Origin of the sequence: Cystobacter fuscus, from assembly GCF_044360685.1 — a bacterium.
In the GTDB taxonomy this organism is placed as follows: Bacteria; Myxococcota; Myxococcia; order Myxococcales; family Myxococcaceae; genus Cystobacter; species Cystobacter fuscus_C.
This window is the reverse complement of record NZ_CP043491.1, coordinates 4628003-4645862: the sequence shown is the minus strand read 5'-3', so window position 1 is coordinate 4645862 and position 17860 is coordinate 4628003. Positions and strand designations below refer to the sequence as shown.

General features: G+C 68.9%; 14 protein-coding genes. 4 read left to right on the top strand and 10 right to left on the bottom strand.

The features are described from left to right. Positions 1 to 227: 227 nt before the first annotated feature. The 3 genes from F0U63_RS19115 to F0U63_RS19105 all read right to left on the bottom strand — a co-directional run bounded on the left by F0U63_RS19115 (position 228) and on the right by F0U63_RS19105 (position 4038). Positions 228 to 692, bottom strand: a complete 465-nt coding sequence (locus F0U63_RS19115; RefSeq protein ID WP_395847362.1) for a deoxycytidylate deaminase — start codon at positions 690 to 692, stop codon at positions 228 to 230. A 54-nt stretch (positions 693 to 746) separates the two neighbouring features. Next, positions 747 to 1640 (bottom strand): serine protease, encoded by an 894-nt coding sequence (locus F0U63_RS19110; RefSeq protein WP_395847361.1) that lies wholly within the window; start codon positions 1638 to 1640, stop codon positions 747 to 749. A gap of 136 nt (positions 1641 to 1776) precedes the next feature. After that, positions 1777 to 4038, bottom strand: a complete 2262-nt coding sequence (locus F0U63_RS19105) for a PrkA family serine protein kinase (RefSeq protein ID WP_395847360.1) — start codon at positions 4036 to 4038, stop codon at positions 1777 to 1779. Between the two features lie 346 nt (positions 4039 to 4384). Here F0U63_RS19105 and F0U63_RS19100 point away from each other — a divergent pair, with 346 nt between their 5' ends. Continuing rightward, complete coding sequence (locus tag F0U63_RS19100) at positions 4385 to 5905, top strand: Hsp70 family protein (protein WP_395847359.1); 1521 nt, start codon at positions 4385 to 4387, stop codon at positions 5903 to 5905. A gap of 154 nt (positions 5906 to 6059) precedes the next feature. Here F0U63_RS19100 and F0U63_RS19095 read toward each other — a convergent pair whose 3' ends face one another. From F0U63_RS19095 to F0U63_RS19080, 4 genes are all read right to left on the bottom strand, one after another. Continuing rightward, the gene (locus F0U63_RS19095) at positions 6060 to 8549 is read right to left on the bottom strand and encodes a kelch repeat-containing protein (protein WP_395847358.1); all 2490 of its coding nucleotides are present in this window, start codon (positions 8547 to 8549) and stop codon (positions 6060 to 6062) included. 554 nt (positions 8550 to 9103) lie between these two features. After that, positions 9104 to 10381, bottom strand: a complete 1278-nt coding sequence (gene clpX / locus F0U63_RS19090) for an ATP-dependent Clp protease ATP-binding subunit ClpX (protein WP_071900379.1) — start codon at positions 10379 to 10381, stop codon at positions 9104 to 9106. A 206-nt stretch (positions 10382 to 10587) separates the two neighbouring features. After that, entirely contained in the window at positions 10588 to 11220 is a 633-nt protein-coding gene (locus tag F0U63_RS19085) for a hypothetical protein (RefSeq protein WP_395847357.1), read from the bottom strand. A 54-nt stretch (positions 11221 to 11274) separates the two neighbouring features. After that, positions 11275 to 12219 (bottom strand): AgmX/PglI C-terminal domain-containing protein, encoded by a 945-nt coding sequence (locus F0U63_RS19080; RefSeq protein WP_395847356.1) that lies wholly within the window; start codon positions 12217 to 12219, stop codon positions 11275 to 11277. A gap of 66 nt (positions 12220 to 12285) precedes the next feature. On the opposite strand from F0U63_RS19080, the gene F0U63_RS19075 reads away from it, so the two are divergent. From F0U63_RS19075 to F0U63_RS19065, 3 genes are all read left to right on the top strand, one after another. After that, entirely contained in the window at positions 12286 to 13143 is an 858-nt protein-coding gene (locus F0U63_RS19075; RefSeq protein ID WP_395847355.1) for a tRNA pseudouridine synthase A, read from the top strand. 126 nt (positions 13144 to 13269) lie between these two features. Further along, entirely contained in the window at positions 13270 to 13701 is a 432-nt protein-coding gene (locus F0U63_RS19070; RefSeq protein ID WP_395847354.1) for a MerC domain-containing protein, read from the top strand. 77 nt (positions 13702 to 13778) lie between these two features. Next, positions 13779 to 15683 carry a permease gene (locus tag F0U63_RS19065; protein ID WP_395847353.1) on the top strand — a complete coding sequence of 635 codons (1905 nt, stop codon included), beginning with the start codon at positions 13779 to 13781 and terminating at the stop codon, positions 15681 to 15683. A gap of 14 nt (positions 15684 to 15697) precedes the next feature. Here the strand turns inward: F0U63_RS19065 and F0U63_RS19060 are convergent, their stop codons facing one another. The 3 genes from F0U63_RS19060 to cysC form a co-directional block, all read right to left on the bottom strand. Beyond that, positions 15698 to 15862 (bottom strand): ribbon-helix-helix domain-containing protein, encoded by a 165-nt coding sequence (locus tag F0U63_RS19060; RefSeq protein WP_002623731.1) that lies wholly within the window; start codon positions 15860 to 15862, stop codon positions 15698 to 15700. Positions 15863 to 16060: 198 nt separating this feature from the next. Next, entirely contained in the window at positions 16061 to 16945 is an 885-nt protein-coding gene (gene larE, locus F0U63_RS19055; RefSeq protein ID WP_395847352.1) for an ATP-dependent sacrificial sulfur transferase LarE, read from the bottom strand. A gap of 85 nt (positions 16946 to 17030) precedes the next feature. After that, positions 17031 to 17825, bottom strand: coding sequence for an adenylyl-sulfate kinase (gene cysC / locus F0U63_RS19050; RefSeq protein ID WP_395847351.1), 795 nt, complete (start codon positions 17823 to 17825; stop codon positions 17031 to 17033). Positions 17826 to 17860 lie beyond the last annotated feature (35 nt).

Genomic DNA, 17860 nt, shown 5'->3' with positions numbered 1-17860 from the left:
CCTGAGGTTGACTGGCGTCCATCGCTACCCGCCGCCCCGTCGCTTCGAGGATTTAGGGACTGGCGTTATTACCGTCAACCCTGGGTCGGTAATTCTTGCTGGGCAAGAGGAATTCCCACACCAAGCGTTCGCCACTCGGCCGTCGGGATGTTGTCCCGCGAACGCTTCCCCTGCCTTCAAGCGCCCCTGCACCCGAGGTCCGTGCGCCGCTGGACACCCGGTGCCGTTTATCGACGCTCGGAGGGTTGCTCTTCCGGACCGGGACCCACGAGCTCGATGCCCAGGCGGGCGGCGTACTCGAAGATGCGCGGATCCCGGTAGAACTCGCCATAGACGATGCGGTTCACGCCCGAGTTGGCGATCAGCTTGAAGCACGGCCAGCAGGGGCTGGCGGTGGTGTAGAGAGTGGTGGGCTTGTCGCGCTCGCTGTCGATGCGCACGCCGTTCTTGGCCGCCTGGATGATGGCATTGGCCTCGGCGTGGACGGTGGCCACGCAGTGGCCGTTCTCCATCAGGTGGCCCACGTCCGAGCAGTGGGGCATGCCCCGGATGGAGCCGTTGTAGCCCGTGGAGAGGATCGTGCGATCTCGCACCAGGAGCGCTCCCACGTGCTTGCGATCACAGGTGGCCCGGCTGGCGACCTGCCGCGCGATGTCCATGAAGTACTGATCCCACGAACTGCGGTTGCCCATATGCGCCTCCCCCGTGGGATGTACCGTGGAGGCGCCCCCTGTCGAGTTTCGCGACTAGCGGCTGGCCGTCTGCGCCCCGGATGGGCCGCCCGCCTCGCCCACTCCCTCACCCAGCAGCCGGGAGAAGCCGCGCTGGGAGAGGAACTGGCGCACCTTGGCGCCCGGCGCGGCGAAGGTCTCTCCGGGCATGGGCACATCGAAGCTGAAGTCCTGCTCGGCCACGGAGAAGCCCACCTTGGCGGTGCGGTAGCCCTCGACGATGGCGAGCAGCTTGCCGGACTCCAGGCTGAAGATGCCGCCGCCCGAGGCGCCATAGCCGATGGGCGCGTCCGTCTTCACCATGCGCGGCCGCTTGCTCTCCTTGTCCCACTCGATCTGGGACACCATGCCGCCGGAGAGCGACAGGGCGCGGCCGAAGGGCGAGGCGGCCACCACCACGTCCTCCCCCATCTCCAGCTCCGCGTCCGTGGCGAGCCGCGCGGGCGTGCGCGGCAGACCGGGCACCTTCACCAGCGCCAGGTCCATGTCCGGCACCGCCCCGAGCGCCACCACCTCGGCCCGGTACTCGGTGGAGTCGGCCCGCTCGTCCACGATGACGACGAGGCCCGGGTGCTTGAGCTCCCGCGTGTCCACCGCGTGCGCGTTGGTGAGCACGTAGCTGATGGGCCCCTGGGGCGTCTGCTCGTTGCCGATCACCACCCCGGAGGCAGTGCTGCGGACCTTCTCTCCCTCGAGCAGCGCGAGCCGCACGTTGTGCGGAAGGATGCGCTGGACCTGCGCCTTGCGCGACAACCGCGGCGCGGGAGCCTCCACGGGCCGGGTCACCTCGGGCGGAGCGATGTCCGTCCTGACCTCGTGCGTGGGAGCAGGGGCCACGGGCGAGGCCGAGGTGGCCGCGCAGGACAACAGGGCGAGCAGGCCGGGCAGGCCGAGGGACAAACGCTTCATCGAGGCTCCAGGGGGCACAAAGGAGAGAGGGCCGGAGTTTCCAACCGTGAGGCCCCAGGGATCATCCCCCCATGAGGCCCCATCGGAAAGCACCCCGCCCTCCCTGCGCCAGCTCCCCTGGCCGCTCAGCAGCCGCTCAGCCGTAGCGCTTCTTCATGAGGAAGAGGATGGCGTCCTTGGCGCAGTGCTCGCAGTAGCCGTAGCGCTCGCTCATCGTCTTCAGGGTGCTCTCCACCTGGGACTGCTCGCGCGCGGACAGGGTGCCACGGTCCTCGGAGAGGTACTTGAGGACGTTCTCCTTGTTGCGGCGCAGCACGCGCTTGCGCTCCTCGAAGTAGTGGTCGCGCAGGCGGCGGAACAGGTCCGGGAAGATGCGCGGGTAGTCCATCTCCGTGTCGTCCGGATGGTCGAGCTTGTGCGCGCCCACCTGCGAGATGAGCCCCCGGCGGAACTCGCCCGGATCCTCGCCCTTGGGCATGACGATGGCTTCCATCTCCGCCATGCGCTGCTCGTCCACGCGCTCCATGGCGCCGGTGTGGCGGTTGCGGATCTTCTCGCCCTTCACCCAGTGGCTCACGTTGTAGACGTAGCGCTCGACGAGCTCGCGGTACTGCCCCTCGGAGACCAGGCCCATGGACTCGCGCACCTCCTCGTCCACCTTGTCCAGGTAGGTGGCCTGCACCGCGCGCACGAACTCCTCGTGGTCATGGTAGCCGTCCACCACCTCTTGCAGGAGGAACTCGTAGACGCTCTTGTCCTTGCAGATGGCCTCCAGCTCCTCGAACACCGCGAGCGCGTGCAGGCACTTGTAGTCCGGGTGCTGCGCGGCGTTGAACAGCGCCGTCTTGATCTCCCGGGCGCTCGCGCCGCTGCGGCCCTCGTAGTTGGGGTAGGCGTCGGACTCCTCGTACATGTCCGCGCGCAGCTTTCGCAGCTCCTTGCCGTGCGCGAGGCTGAGCCGATCGGGCACCACCCCGTCCTCGTAGAGGAACATCTTCTCCACCGGGGTGATCTGATCCACCAGATCCTTGACCCCGGGCGGGTAGCGGTCGGGGATGGGCTTCTTCAGGCGCGTGAGCACGGCCCACATGGCGGCCACCTCGGTGGCATGCGGGGCCACGTGCTTGCCCACGGTGGTGGGGGTGATCTGCGCGTCGTACACCTCCTGCTCCGCCTTGTAGCGGCGCAGGTAGGGCACGCGCACCAGCTCGATGCGGCCCTTGAACGAGGCGAAGTCGGGCAGCTCCTTGAAGGCGCCCAGGTGCTTCTCGTTGGAGGAGGCGATGAGCACTTCGTCGAGCTGCAGCACGAAGTGTTCGAGCGGCACCTGCGCCGTCTCGCTGAAGCCCAGCAGGTACTTGAAGGCCTCCAGCGGGCGCTTGAGCAGATCCGAGTACTCGATGAGGCCGCGGTTGGCGTGCACGAGCGCGCCCTGGGGCTCGAAGAGCGCCACGTTGTGCAGCGCGGGCGGCATGTTGAGCAGCTTGGCCCGGTCCGCGGACACCTGCTGGTACATGGCGTCCACGCTCATCTGCGGCTCCACCGTCACCGTGCCCTCCTGATAGCGGCGCGAGATGTAGAAGCGCTCGACGCGCACGTGGCGCATCACCTGCATGTAGTCGCCCTTGTAGTTGGCCAGGAGCGCCGTGTAGATGCTGCGGCACTTGTGGCACAGCTCTCCGTGCAGGATGAAGTCGGAGAGGACGAAGTCGCCCTCGCCCTGCCCGTCTCCCGTGCCCACGCCCTTCTTCTTGAGCGCGCCCTCGAGCAGGCGCTGGCGCTCGGAGGGGGGAATGGCGAAGAGGGGCGGATCCCTCAGCTCGCACGGGATGCGCACGTCGATGGAGTCGGCGTCCAGGTGCGCGAAGGTGGACAGGTCCCCGCTGGTGGCCGGAATGCGCTCGCCGCCAAAGCCGATGGAGCCCTTGACGAGCTTCTCCGAGGGGAAGATCCAGCTGATGTGGTAGAGCGCCCCCTCGCTCTGGCGCGAGTAGTGCTCCATGCCAGCCTTGAGGGCGTTGACGAAGGTGGACTTCGCGCTGCCGTTGGGGCCGTGCATCATGATGAGCTTATTGATGCGGCCGGCGCGCGTGAAGTTGCCGAGCATCCGGTAGACGGCGTTCTGCACCTCCTCCTGGCCCGCGACGCGGCCGTCCCGATCGCTGCCGGGCACGTCGAAGACCTTGAAGCGGCGCAGCTTCCCGGTGGGGTGCGGCACGGTCTCCGTGCCGAAGGAGTCCATCACGTCGCGCAAGTACTGGGCGGCATTGCGCGCCTGGCCTCGAGGATCCGCCATGAAGAGCGTGAGGTACTCCTCGAAGGAGAGGATGGAGCGGTTCTTGACGAAGTCGTCTGACACCTGGGCGCCCACTTCCTGCAGGTATCGTTTGGCTTCCACGGGTCTTCTCCTCCTGTGCCTGGGTGTTTGGAACCCACTCGAATCAACCTGGGCGGGCCGCCGCCACGAAACGCCGGGGGCCCACAGACCTTTCCTCCCGGCCCGCGCGAAGTCCAGGGTCCTCGTCGCTTTGTGTCCGGGGCCTTGCTCTCCGCCGGCCCTCCCCCACCCCCCCGGGCGGGCTTGCCCCCCGTTCCACCGGCCCCCGCCCCCTGGCGCCTCCCCCTCCGACGGGCCCAAGGAGACCTCGCGCTCGCGCGCCCCCGTGAAGTTGCACTAACGTCGCGAATTGATAAGCGGGGGCGCGCCTCCCGCCCGCCGCCCCCTTCCCCGGAGTTCACGCGCGATGCAAAAGGATCCCATCATCGGCATCGACCTCGGCACGACCAACTCGTGCGCCGCGATCGTCGAGGACGGTGGGAACGTGAAACTCATCCCCTACAAGGGAGGCGAGTACACTATTCCCTCGATCTTCGCGATCGACGACAAGGGCAACGAGCTCATCGGCTACGAGGCCAAGCGCCAGTGGCAGCTCAACCCGAAGAACACCATCTACGGTTCCAAGCGGCTGGTGGGGCGCTCCTTCCAGAGCGACGTCGTCACGGAGATGAAGAAGGTCGTGGCGTACTCGATGCGCCCCGGCAAGAAGAACGAAGTCCTGCTGGACGTGGGCAAGAAGGAGTTCTCCCTCCAGCAGATCAGCGCGAAGATCCTCAACAAGATCCGCGACGTGGCGGCCAACTACCTCAAGACGCCCATCAAGCGCGCGGTGGTGACGGTGCCCGCGTACTTCAACGACCGGCAGCGCCAGTCGGTGAAGGAGGCGGGCAAGCTCATCGACCTGGAGGTGGTGCGCATCATCAACGAGCCCACCTCGGCGGCGCTGGCATATGGCGCGGGCAAGAGCGTCAACAAGAAGGTGCTCGTGTATGACCTCGGGGGTGGCACCTTCGACGTGTCCATCATCGAGATCCGCGACCGCATCTTCGAGGTGAAGGCCACCGGCGGCGACGTGTTCCTCGGGGGCATCGACTTCGACAACGCCATCATCCACCACGTGCTCAAGGACTTCGCGTCCAAGACGGGCCTCGATCTGGCGACGGACCCGGTGGCGATGCAGCGCATCAAGGACCTGGCCGAGCGCACGAAGATCGATCTGTCCGCGCGCGACGACGTCCAGTTCAACATCCCCTTCATCACGATGACGTCGCAGGGCCAGCCCCTGAACATCGAGATGAAGTTCACGCGCAAGATGCTCGAGCAGCTCACCAATCACCTGGTGGACCGCACCCTGCAGATGGTGGCGCGGGTGCTGGTGGACTCGGGGCTGTCCACCAAGGACATCGACGAGGTGCTGCTGGTGGGCGGCCAGACGCGCATGCCGATTGTCCAGGACCGGCTCACCAAGTTCTTCGGCAAGGCGCCGAGCAAGGGCGTGCACCCGGACGAGGCCGTGGCGGTGGGCGCGGCGCTCTACGCCAAGAGCCTGGAGGACAACTCCAGCCTGCGCCTGCAACTGCTGGACGTGATTCCCATGGCCATTGGCCTGGAGCGCGCCGGAGGGGCCTTCCACACGGTCTTTCCGCGCAACGCGCCCATTCCCAACGCGAAGCAGCTCGTGGCCACCACCAGCCGCGACAGCCAGACCGAGCTGGCCATGCGCATCTTCCAGGGGGACCACGAGCAGGTGGCGAGGAACGATCTGCTCGGCGAGTTCACCTTCTCCGGCATCCGTCCGGCCAAGGCGGGCTCGGTGCAGGTGGAGATCACCTTCGACGTGAACGTGGAAGGCATCCTCACCATGCGCGCGCGAGATCCGGCCACCGGCCGCGAGATGACCACCACGGTGCGCGTCAGCTCCGCCTGACGCCCTTCTCCCCGCCTCGACCCCTCTCCCTCCTGTCCCTTCCCCTCGCGGTGGATTCCGCGCGCCTGTTGGCCTCGCCCGCAAAAGCCGGGCCCCGGCGAGGGAGCGCGTCGCGCACCCAGGCCGGGGCCGGGAACCACACCAGGCGTCGGGATTACTGCTGGAACAGCTCGACGGCGCCCTGGTTGGTGTTGCTGTTGCCGGCCACCACCAGCACGCGGCCATCCAGCAGCAGCGTGGCGGTGTGGTAGTAGCGGTCCGTGCTCATGCTGGCCGCCGGGCACCAGGTGCGGCGCGAGGGATCGAACAGCTCGGCCGTGGTGAGGATGCCCGAGTTCTTCGGGTTGTAGCCGCCCGCCACGAGCACCGCGCCCGAGGGCAGCAGCGTGGCCGTGTGATCCCGCCGGGGCGTGGAGAGGCTGCCGGCCGCCGACCAGGTGTTGCTGGCCGCGTCGAACAGCTCGGCGGTGGCGACACCCACCGCGTTGTTCGCCTCGCCGCCCACCACGAGCACCTTGCCGCCCGGCAGCGCGGTGGCCGTGTGATCCAGACGCCCGTGGGCCATGGCGCCCACCGCCGTCCAGCTCCCCGTGGCCGGGTCATACACCTCGGCCGAGGCCAGGTTCGCCCCGCCGTTGGAGCCACCCGCCACCAGCACCCGGCCGTTGGACAGCGCCGTGGCGGTGAAGGTGTAGCGCGCCTGGTTCAGGCTGCCCGTCGCGGACCAGGTGCCCGTGGCCGGGTCATACAGCTCGGCCGAGGCCAGCGCGGCGCCGCCCGCCTTGTTCTGCCCACCCACCACCAGCACGCGTCCGTCCTTGAGGCGCACGGCGGAATGGCGCATGCGGAAGGTGATCAGGTTGCCCGTGGCGGACCAGGAGCCCGTGGCCGGGTTGTACACCTCGGCCGAGGAGGTGGCGCTGGCGCCATCGCCACCCGCCACGAGCACGCGGCCGTCATTGAGCAGCGTGGCCGTGTGGTAGCGGTGCGTGGTGCGGGTGGTGCCGGTGTTGGACCAGGTGTTGGTGGAGGGGTTGAAGATCTCGGAGGTGCGGCTGAAGCCACCCAGCACGAGCACGCGCCCGTCGGTGAGCCGCACGGACGTGTGGAGGATGCGCGGCGCGGCGAGGCTGGGCGCCGACGTCCAGGTGCCCGGCGCGCAGTAGGGGGCGGCCGGCCCGGGGCCATTGGAGCGGAAGGTGTTCAACCCCTCGGTGAGCCAGTTGGTGGCCGGCTGCGCGGGGATGGAGCCATCATCCTCGATGTTCGTCACCGCGTAGGCGTGCTGGTTCCAGATGCGGCGGGCGCTCTTCCAGCCCTCGCCGTGGAACACGCGGATGCCGTTGAAGCCCGGGTAGGCGTGGTCGTTGGCGCCCACCACGATGTCCGCCTGGTAGTCCCCGTCCACGTCCGCCACCACGGGGCCCTCGTGCGTGGTGCCCGAACTGTTCTTCGTCTCGAAGAGCACCGTGCCCGTGGCGCCGTCGTAGATGCGCAGGTACGTCTCGTCGGCGAACACCACCTCGAGCTTGCCGTCACCGTCGAAGTCGAAGGTGGTGGAGCTGTTCTTGCCGGAGCTCAGGTCCCGGATGGGGCGCGACCAGAGCACCGAGCCGTCCGCCTTCAGCACGCTGTAGAGGTTGTTGCCGGCGATGCCGATCTCCGGCTGCCCGTCGCCGTCGAAGTCGGCGATGTTGGGCACGCCGCCGTGGCCGCCGCCGGGCACATCCACGCTCCAGCGCACGGTGCAGGTGTCATCCACCAGGCTCACCTTCTCACGCCCCGCCACGACGATCTCGCCCTGGGGATCCTCGTCGAAGTTGCCCACCGCGGCGAAGCCGTGGGGCACGGTGGAGGGGGCGCACAGCAGCGAGCCATCGGCGCGGTACACGGAGCGGCCGTTGATGAGCTCCTGTCGGCCGTCCTGATCGATGTCCGCCGCGAAGGCGTTGGGGCCGGTGTACTTCGCCCCGCCCATGCCGTCCGAGCCCACCCACTTGAGCGCGCCCGTGGCGGTGTAGACGCGGTTGCCGTCGAGGATCTCCACCTGGCCATCGCCGTCCAGGTCCGCCAGCGCGGGGCCGCCCCACTCGTTGTAGTCGTACGCGCCCTCGGGGGTGCGCAGCTTGAAGCCACCTTCATTCGTGAAGCAGATGACGCCGCGCCCGTTCTCGGGGATGCCGCACACCTCCACGCGGCCGTCGCCGTCCAGGTCACCCGCCGTCAGGCCCGCGGCCGCCTTCACGCGCAGCGCCGGGTCCGTCACCGTCCACAGCTCGTGCCCGTCGTCGCCGCTGATGGCGCGCAGCACGCCATCGGCACCGTAGTTCGAGCCCGCGAACGTGCTGAAGACGATGTCCGGCACGCTGTCGCGGTTGAGATCGATCACCACCGGCGTGGTCATCACCTGCCTGTAGTCGGGGAGCACCTCGCTGCCCCTCCACTCCCACTTGAGCGTCGGCGCGATCGCCGAGGACACCAGCGCCTGGGAGCCGTCCGCCGCGAGGCCCTCACCCGACCCTGACGGCGTCTCGTCAGCCGTTCCCTGACACGCCACCAGCGTCGACAACGCCAGCGCCACCGAACTGCCCACCACCCGCCGATTCATGCGCCGCGTGTTCCGGCTCTTCGCGCTCGTCTTCATGTGTTTCCCCTTGCCGCGTGGAACCCGGGCCCATCGCCTTGGCCCTGGAGGACGAGCCCGGTTTAACAAAGGAACTCTTAGAATTCAAGTACAATTGATAAATTTCAACACATTCACAATTGTGTAAAATTCCAGGAGAACGTGTTTAGCGGGAGTCTCCATGAAAGCATGGGAGCGGGAGCAGCATCCCCCTTGGGGGAGCCGTTGGCGCGGGAAGGTGGACGCGAAGGGTCCGGGGCTCAACCCGCGCGAATGAGCGCACCACACCCACAGCGGCCACCAGGGCTCCGGGGCCGGAGGGAGCGGTTCACTTATCCGAGGGGAAATCCGTACTCCGGGTGATGGCCTTCAGGCGTCCAGCTCGCGGCTCATGAGGGCCACCCGCGAGAGGTGCGCGAGTCGCACCCACGGAGGTCAATCCGCCGCGGCGGCGCTCTTGCAGAATCGGGATGGAAGCGAAGAGGCCCTGAAGCGGGAGCGATACCATCGCCCGGAACACTCCCCTGCCGTCATCCCCCCGGAAGGGGAGAGGCAAGGGAGGCTCCGGCGGACACTCACGCCGACTTCTTTTCCTTCTCCAGCACCAGTTGAGGCGGCTCGTGCTTGGTCACCACCGTCTCGGTGATCTTGCACTCCTTCACGCCGTCCCGGTACGGCACGTCGTACATGATGTCGAGCATCGCGTCCTCAAGGATGGCGCGCAGGCCGCGCGCTCCGGAGTTGCGACGCATGGCCTCACGGGCGATCGCCTTGAGCGCTTCCTTGGTGAAGGTCAGCTTCACCTTCTCCATCTCGAAGAGCTTCTGGTACTGCTTGATGAGGGCGTTCTTCGGCTGGGTGAGGATCGTGATGAGATCCTCCTCCTTCAGGTCGTTGAGCGTCGCCACCACCGGCAGACGGCCGATGAACTCGGGAATCATCCCGAACTTCATCAGATCCTCCGGCTCCACCATGGCGAGCAGCTCGCCCACGCTGCGCTCCTCGCGGTGGGTGATCTTCGCGCCGAAGCCCAGGCCCTTCTCGCCCACGCGGCGCTTGATGACGCCGTCGATGCCGTGGAAGGCACCGCCGCAGATGAACAGGATGTTCGTCGTATCAACCTGCACGTACTCCTGCTGGTTGTACTTCTTGCCACCCCGCGGCGTGACGTTGGCGCGCGTGCCCTCGATGATCTTCAAGAGCGCCTGCTGCACGCCCTCGCCGCCCACGTCGCGCGTGGCGCTCGGCGTGTCACCCTTGCGCGCGATCTTGTCGATCTCGTCGATATAGACGATGCCGCGCGCCGCCTTCTCCACGTCGTAATCGGCGTTGTGGAGCAGGTTCTGGATGATGTTCTCCACGTCCTCGCCCACGTAGCCGGCCTCGGTGAGGCTGGTGGCGTCGGCGATGGTGAAGGGAACGTTGAGGAAGCGCGCGAGCGACTGGGCCAGCAGCGTCTTGCCGCTGCCCGTGGGGCCCACGAGCAGGATGTTGCTCTTGCTCAGCTCCACGTCCTCGGAGCCCGAGGGCTTCATCCCCGGACGAGGCCGGGCCGCCGGCTTCTTCTGGTAGATGCGCTTGTAGTGGTTGTACACGGCGACCGACAGGACCTTCTTCGCCTGGTCCTGGCCGATGACGTAGTCGTCGAGGAACGCCTTGATCTCCATCGGCGTGGGCAGGCTGACCTGCGGCTTGCCCTCCTCGCGTTCGTTCTCGTCCGCGATGATGTCGTTGCACAGCTTGATGCACTCGTCGCAGATGTACACCGTGGGGCCCGCGATGAGCTTGCGGACCTCGCGCTGCGACTTGCCGCAGAACGAGCAGGACAGGTTGACGTGGTGCTCCTTCTTCACTGCCGCCTCCGAGTTCTACCGACCCCGGTCACCCGGAGCCTGCCTAGCCGACACCCTCACCACACCCAAGTCGCCCGGCTGCCCACGTCGCGAACAACCGTCGAGCGAAATATAGGCGCCTCCTGAATCCACAGGAAGCCCATCCCGAATGTGACGCCCAGCGGCGTGTGCACCGCTGGACGAGGTCAGCGTTGAGTAACACTCGTTCAGGCGTCATTCACGCTCGAAGCGCACTCCTCGAGATCCTGGGCCAGGGCGCTCGCCCGCTCAGCGACGGCGTGGGGGACTCGCCGACATCCGGACACTTCGGCCGCCAGCTTACGCGCCATCTGGGCCAATTTCCTCACCTGGAAGCTCTCCGGAGGCGGTTCCGGGGGAGGCCGGGGGAAGCGCTCGGCGACTTCCCGCTTCAGCTCGCTGGCGGGCTTTTCCGCGTCCCAGATGCTGTCTCGGAGTGAACGGTACTCCTGGGGAGAGAGCTGGCCACGCTCCTCGGCGTCGGCGAGCACCTCGATGACCTCGAAGGGAGGGGCCTTCTGGGGGAACTCCGGCTGGGCGACCTCCTCGGCGGCCTCATGGCGGGCGAGGAAGCTGAAGGAGCGCGTGAGCTTGAGCGCGGTCTGCTTCTTGATGTGCAGCTCCTTGAGGCAGTAGGCCTCGAAGGAGGCGTGGCCCCAGGACTCCCAGAGGTTCTCGTCCTTGACCTGCACGAGCAGCTTGCCCAGCTCCGCCCAGGTGGACTTGAAGCGCTTGGCGGCCACGAGCACGGTGTGGCGGAAGGTGCCCGGGGGCACTTCGGCGGCCTTCTTCTCGATGTCGGCTTCGGCTACAGAGAGCATGCACCCTGTATCCGTCAGGAAGACGGGAGGGGCAAAAAAGCCGCCCGCCGCCTCCTAGCGCTTCTTGCCGATGGTGAACGCCAGGTTCACCGTGGCGCGCTCACCCGTGTAGGCCTTGAAGGGCCACTTCTTCAGCTCGGCGAGCAGACACTCGAAGAGCGGCCCCTTCTTGAGCTTGGGGTTGTCGATCCACAGCTGCGCCACCCGGCCGTCGTTGCCGATGGTGAACTCCAGCGGCACCTTGGCCGCGAAGCCCGGGCTGCGCTCGACCTCTTCCTTGAAGCAGTGGCTGAGCGTGCCCTGCTGGGCCTTCACCACCCGGTTGATGGCCCCCATGTCGTAGTTGACCTCGGTCGACAGGCCATCGGGGTCCGTGGAGACCCGGCCCGAGGGACGGCTACCACTCTTGCGGCCCGGCTTGGGCTCCACGGAGGCCACCTTCTCCGGAGGCTTGTCGCCCGTGGGGGCGTCCACCGCGGGCTTGTCCGGCGCGGGGTCGGCGGGGCGAGCCGGGGCGCGCTTGGGCTCGCCGGGGTAGTCGAAGAGCTCCTCGGGAATGGAGCGGCGCGCGGGGGTGATGACGGGCGGGTCCACCTGGAGGGTGAACTCCTCGCCGCCGCCCGGCAGGTACACGGCGGCGTAGCGCGAGAGCTGCCAGGCACCGATGCCGAGCGCGGAGAACAGACAGAACGCCATGACGCCGGCCACCGCCTGCTGCCGGTTGCGGCGCGCCCGCGCGGCCCGGGCCTCCGCCTCCACACGCAGCTTCACCACCGCCTGGGCCACGTGAAGCTGGAAGGGCTCCAGGTCCTTGAGCTTGCGGAAGCCACTCGGGCCCGACGAGGACACCTCGGTCTCGCCGGTGATGCCTCCCGCGTAGAGCTTGTCCACCAGCTGCTGGCCGGTCAGGGGCCCGAGGACGAGATCTCCCTGGCGGTAGAGCCATTGAGAGGGAGGCTGGGCCTGTTCGGGAACGTGGAGGTCTTGTGCGGCCGACATGAGGCGCGAAGTATCCTAGGCTCCGCGAGCTATCGCAACGCCCCTCCCGCTCCTCCTCGACCCTTCATGAAACGCACGCCTGCCGCCTTGTGGATCTGGTATCGGGGCACGGCCTTCCGGGGCTTCCAGCGCCAGCCCGAGGGCCCCACCGTCCAGGAAGTACTCGAGGACTCCCTGCGCAAGGCGGGTGTCCCCTACCCCATCATGCCGGCGGGCCGCACCGACCGCGGCGTCCATGCCCGCATGCAGGTGGCCAGCCTCCGCCTGCCTCCCTGCTACACCTCGGAGATGCTGTCGGAGCGGCTACCACCCCACTTGCCCCCGGACCTGGGGTTGTGCGTGGCCCGGCGTCCGCCCGAGGGCTTCCACTCTCAATGGAGCGCCAGCGGGAAGGAGTACCGCTACCGCGTCCAGTTGGGGGGCCGCGTCGCCGAGGCCTGGCGGCCCTTCGTGCTGGCGCCGGAGCTGGAGCCCCGGATGGAGGGCCGCATGCCCTCGCCGGAGCGGGTGGCGGAGCTGCTCGGCGCGGCGGTGGGCTGCCGGGACTTCAGGGCGTTCCACGAGAACTCCAGCCTGCGCAAGCCGCGCACGCTGGAGTCCGCCACCCTGCACGCGCTGGGCGGCGGCCTGTTCGAGGCGCGGCTGAAGGGAGATGGCTTCGGGCGCTACCAGGTGCGCTACCTCGTGGGCACCGCCCTGCTCACCGCCGCCGGGGGCCTGTCCGAGGAGCGCTACCGCGAGGCGCTCGACACGGGCTGCTCCATTCCGGGGCTCAAGGCCCCCGCCCAGGGGTTGCTCCTCTGGGAGGTGCGCTACCCGGCCGACAAGGATCCGTTCTCGCGCGAGGAACGCGCCCGGCCGCCGCGACTGCCGCTCGAGCCGCCCTTCATCAGCCCCGAGGAGGCGGACGTCCAGGCGGCCTGAGCGGGGCCCGCTCGAGGGTCATCGCATTGAAATGCAACCCGGTTGCTTTTGTAATAGGGTTGCTGGATGTCCGGATCACGAAGGTGGGTTGCTCCTGCCACTGGATTTCATCTAAGAGGCGGGCCCATGAGCCCCAAGGTCTTGGAGCGCACGCGAGGAAACAGCTCCGGGACGAGCCGGTGGGACCGGTGGGGCCAGGCGCTGTCGCTGCTGTGCATGGTCCACTGCCTGGTGCTGCCCCTGGTGCTGGGCGCGCTGCCGGCGGTGATGAGCCATGCCCTGGAAGAGACGCCCATCCACCTTGGCATGGTGGTGCTGGCGGCCGTGCTCGGCGGGGTCAGCTTCGTGCCGGGCTTCAGGCGGCACCGGGATGGGCGTGTCCTCGCCCTCGGTGCCCTGGGACTGGGCCTGTTGCTCCTCGCCCAGTTCCTGGAGCACGAGAGCGCGCGGGAGACGGCGGTCACCGCCCTGGGCGCCACCGTGCTGGTCATCGCCCATGGGTTCAACCGCCGCCGCTGCCAGGACGGCTGCGCCGAGGCCGTCGTCAACGCCCGCTGACGGCGCCCCCCGGGCTTGTTCCGTTCCGCGCGGCGGCGCATGATTCCCGTTCCATCTCGAATTGCCAGGAAGACGCGATGACCCTGTCCCTCAGTCTGGCTGCATGGATGCTGGCCCCCCTGGTGGAGTGGTTCGTGAAGGGGCGGAGGACGGCACGCGTGGCGGTGGAGGGCTTCCTCTTCGTCGCGCTGGGCGGACTGGTACTGGTGCACATCCTCCCGCACAGCATGTCGCTGGGCGGCCCGGAGGCGCTGGGCGCGGCGGTGGTGGGCGGAGGACTGGCGCTGGCGTCACGCCGGTGGCTGCCAGCCTCGGCCGGAGGAGTGATCGCCGTCGCCGGACTGGTGGCCCACGCGGCCCTCGAGGGACGGGCCCTGTCGCTGCTGGGCCCCGAGAGCGATGCGCTCACCCTGCTCACGGTGGTCCTGCACCGGCTCCCCCTCGCGCTGGGCCTGTGGTGGCTCGTGCGTCCGCGCACCGGTGCCCTGGGTGCCAGCGCGTTGCTGGCGGGCGTGATGCTCGTCGGCGCGGTGAGCCTCGGCTGGGGCGGTGGGGTGCAGGCCCCCGGCGCCATCCGGGCCGCCGCCCTGTTCCAGGCCTTCACCGCCGGAGCGCTCCTTCCCGCCCTGCTCCGGGCACGCCCGGGCCTCGAGGCCCAGGACGCCTCGCAGCGGCTCACCGCGGGGCTCGGGGCGCTCGCGGCCGTGGCGCTGCTCGTGCTCATCTCCCACGCGCACCCGGTGCTGGGCACGCAACCCGGAGAGCTCGGCGCGGGCGCCACCTTCCTCTCGCTCTCCCTGGAGACGGCACCCGCGCTGCTCGTCGCCTATGTGCTCTCCGGGCTGCTCCAGGCCTTCCTCGGAGAGGCCTCGCTCGGGTGGCTGCGGCGCGGCTCCTCCCTGTCCCAGGCCCTGCGCGGCAGCGTGGTGGGCATGCCCCTGGCGCTGTGCTCCTGCGGCGTGCTCCCCGTGTACCGGGGCCTCATCCGCAAGGGCGTCCCCGTCGCCGCCGCGCTCTCCTTCCTCGTGGCCGCGCCGGAGCTGGGGGTGAGCGCGCTCATCCTGTCGGTGCCGCTCATCGGCTGGCCCCTCACCCTCGCGCGCCTGGGCGGCGCCTTCGCCGTGGCCGTGCTCTCCGGCGTCCTCGTGGGCCGGCTGGTTCCCACCTCCCCGGTCCCCTCCCCCTCCTCCTCCGGGCAGGCCGTCCCGCCCCTGCGCCAGCGCATCGCCCACGGCCTGCGCGAGGGGCTCGTCGAGTCCGTGGACCACACCGCGCCGTGGATCCTCGTGGGCCTGGGGCTCGCGGCCCTCATCGAGCCCCTGCTCCAGGCACAATGGCTCTCGCGCCTGCCGCCGGGCGTGGACGTGCCCCTCTTCGCGCTGCTCGGCGTGCCCAGCTTCGTGTGCGCCTCGGGCGCGACTCCCCTGGTGGCGGTGCTCCTGCACAAGGGCCTGTCCCCGGGCGCCGCGCTGGCCTTCCTCCTCACCGGTCCGGCCACCAACGTCACCACCTTCGCCGTCATGGCCCGGCTCCATGGACGCAAGGTGACCGCGGCCTTCGCGGGCGTCGTGGCGCTCAGCTCCGTGGGCATGGGGCTCGCGCTCAACGCGCTGCTGCCAGCCCAGACGGGCCTCGCGCACCAGCCCCACGAGGCGCATGGTGGAGCACTCGAGTGGGTGGGGTTGATCCTCCTGGGCGCCGTGTTCCTCGCCTCGCTGCTGCGGCAGGGCCCCCACGCCTTCCTCGCGCAGATGTGGCCCGCCGCTCCGGGCGCGGAGACCAGCGTCTCCTCCGCGGAGCGCATCTCCCAGTTGCACGTGCACGGACCGGCCTGCGGTCATGCCCACCCCGCCCCCGACGTGCCCGGCCCGGGCCGCGCCGCTTCCCCCCTCCGGGCGCCACTGCGCTGGCGTCCCCGCCGGGCCCACGTCCATGGCCCGGCGTGTCACTCCGGCGCCTGCCGCCACTCCCGCGACGGCTAGGCGCTCCCGGCCCCTCAGTCGACCAGACTGTCCTCGTACTTCGTCAGCAGGTCCGAGATGGCCTCGCGCAGGTACTCGCTCTGGCGGATCCTCGTCGAGCGCGACAGCTCCTTGAGCGCATCCAGCTTCTCGCGGCTGAGACGGAACACCACCGAGGTGAGGCGAGGATTCATGTCCATGTGCGTTGTCTCCTACAGGTGCGCACGTTGTCGCACATGTGCGAGAGATCGCAAGAAACCCACTGACCTGGGGGATCACCCGGGGAGGCGGGGTTCGCGCTCGCGCGGGCAAGCTCTACGTTCGATCCGAAACAGGATCCAACTTCCAGCTCGCCAACCTGTCGGATCAGCCGTCGGCTCGGCGTTGGCTCAGCTGGTTCAGCTCACGACGGGCAGTGGATGCACGTCGGCGGAGGGCCTGGAGATGCCGGCCGCGTCGTTCATCCGCCCGGAGCGGAAGGGCTCGAGGTCCAGGGCCACGAACTTGAAGCCCAGGGCCTTGAAGGCGGCGTCCACCTCGCGGCGCAGCTCGGCGGACAGGAAGCGCTCGTACTCCTCGGCGGCCAGCTCGATGCGCGCCACCTCCTGGTGGTAGCGCACGCGGAACTGGCGGAAGCCGCGCTTGCGCAGCTCGGACTCGGCGCCGGCGATCTGGAAGAGCCGCTCGCGCGTCACCGAGGTGCCATAGGGGATGCGCGACGCCAGGCACGCCATCTGCGGCTTGTCCCAGGTGGGCAGCCCCAGGGCGTGGCTCCAAGCGCGAATCTCCTCCTTGGTCAGCCCCGCGATCGCCAGGGGCGAGCGCACCGCGTGCTCCTGGGCGGCCTTGTGCCCCGGGCGGTGATCCTTGAAGTCGTCCGCGTTGAAGCCATCCAGCACCACCGCGAGCCCCCGCTCCCGCCGCTGGACCTCGCACAAGTCGTACAGCTCCGTCTTGCAGAAGTAGCAGCGGTTGGTGGGGTTGGCGGCGTACTGGGGGTTGGACAGCTCGTCGCTGGACACCACCACGTGCCGGGCCCCCAGCCGGGCGGCCAGCTCGCGCGCCTCGCGCTCCTCCTCGGGGGCCACCGAGGCCGACAGCGCCGTGAGCGCCAGGGCGCGCTCGCCCAGCTCCTCCACGGCGATCTTCAGCACGAAGGTGGAGTCCACGCCGCCGGAGAAGGCCACCAGCGCCGAGCCGTGCGCGCGCAGCGCGGCGCGCATCGCCTCGAGCTTGGGACGGGAGGACTCACACAGGGCCTGGATGCGCTCGGGGGTCAGCATGGGGGCCCTCTATAAACGAAGAACCCCCGGGTTGCCCATGCAACCCGAGGGTCCGTGGAGAGGCCAACGCTCCGAGGCCGCCCGGCTAGCGGGCCTTGCGCTTGGAAGCGGACGCCTTCTTGCCGGCCTTGGTGGGCTTGGCCACCCGGGCCGCCCGCGCCGCGGGACGCGCCTTGGCGCCCTTGGACGAGGCCTTCGGGCCCTTGTCCGCCTTGGCCGCCGCCTTCACCACCGCCTTGACCACCTTGCCCGCCTTGGGCGGCTTGGCCGAGGACACCCGCGTCACCTCCACCTGCGTGGGCGGCTGCGCCTTCATCTTCTTGCCGGTGATGATCTTCAGCTCTTCCGTGGTCACGTAGCCGAGGTCCAACAGCGACTGGAAGATCTTCGCCGCCCCCTCCTCCACGCTCTCCTGATCCGAGTGGATCACCACCTCGGCCGAGGCGGGCGGCTCATACGGCTCGGTGATGCCGATGAAGTTGGGGATCTCTCCACCGAGCGCCTTCTTGTAGCGCCCTGTGCTGTCGCGCTCGATGAGCTTCTCGGTCGGACAGTCGACGTACACCTCGATGTAGCGGCCAATGGTGCGACGGTTGTCCTCGCGGCCCGCCTTGTAGGGGCTCACACAGGGCACCAGCACCGCCACGTTGTTGCGAGTGAGCACGCCGGCCACGTAGCCCAGCCGCCGGACGATCGTCATGCGCTCGTCCTTGCTGTCGCCCAGGCCCTGCCACAGCTCGTTGCCCAGCTCGTTCTCGTCGAGAATCTCCACGTTGCGGTCGACCTGGCGGAGCCGGGCCGCGATGTAGGCGGCCATCGTACTCTTGCCAGTTCCGGACATGCCGGTCAGCCACACGGTGAAACCAAGCGTCTGCGCCATACGGGTTCAAACTCCCTGCGCTTCTCAGGGCGTTT

Coding starts and splice junctions, on each gene's coding strand:
- F0U63_RS19115 (WP_395847362.1), bottom strand. CDS start 692: ATGGGCAACCGCAGTTCGTGGGATCAGTACTTCATGGACATCGCGCGG.
- F0U63_RS19110 (WP_395847361.1), bottom strand. CDS start 1,640: ATGAAGCGTTTGTCCCTCGGCCTGCCCGGCCTGCTCGCCCTGTTGTCC.
- F0U63_RS19100 (WP_395847359.1), top strand. CDS start 4,385: ATGCAAAAGGATCCCATCATCGGCATCGACCTCGGCACGACCAACTCG.
- F0U63_RS19095 (WP_395847358.1), bottom strand. CDS start 8,549: ATGAAGACGAGCGCGAAGAGCCGGAACACGCGGCGCATGAATCGGCGG.
- F0U63_RS19085 (WP_395847357.1), bottom strand. CDS start 11,220: ATGCTCTCTGTAGCCGAAGCCGACATCGAGAAGAAGGCCGCCGAAGTG.
- F0U63_RS19080 (WP_395847356.1), bottom strand. CDS start 12,219: ATGTCGGCCGCACAAGACCTCCACGTTCCCGAACAGGCCCAGCCTCCC.
- F0U63_RS19075 (WP_395847355.1), top strand. CDS start 12,286: ATGAAACGCACGCCTGCCGCCTTGTGGATCTGGTATCGGGGCACGGCC.
- F0U63_RS19070 (WP_395847354.1), top strand. CDS start 13,270: ATGAGCCCCAAGGTCTTGGAGCGCACGCGAGGAAACAGCTCCGGGACG.
- F0U63_RS19065 (WP_395847353.1), top strand. CDS start 13,779: ATGACCCTGTCCCTCAGTCTGGCTGCATGGATGCTGGCCCCCCTGGTG.
- F0U63_RS19060 (WP_002623731.1), bottom strand. CDS start 15,862: ATGGACATGAATCCTCGCCTCACCTCGGTGGTGTTCCGTCTCAGCCGC.
- larE (WP_395847352.1), bottom strand. CDS start 16,945: ATGCTGACCCCCGAGCGCATCCAGGCCCTGTGTGAGTCCTCCCGTCCC.
- cysC (WP_395847351.1), bottom strand. CDS start 17,825: ATGGCGCAGACGCTTGGTTTCACCGTGTGGCTGACCGGCATGTCCGGA.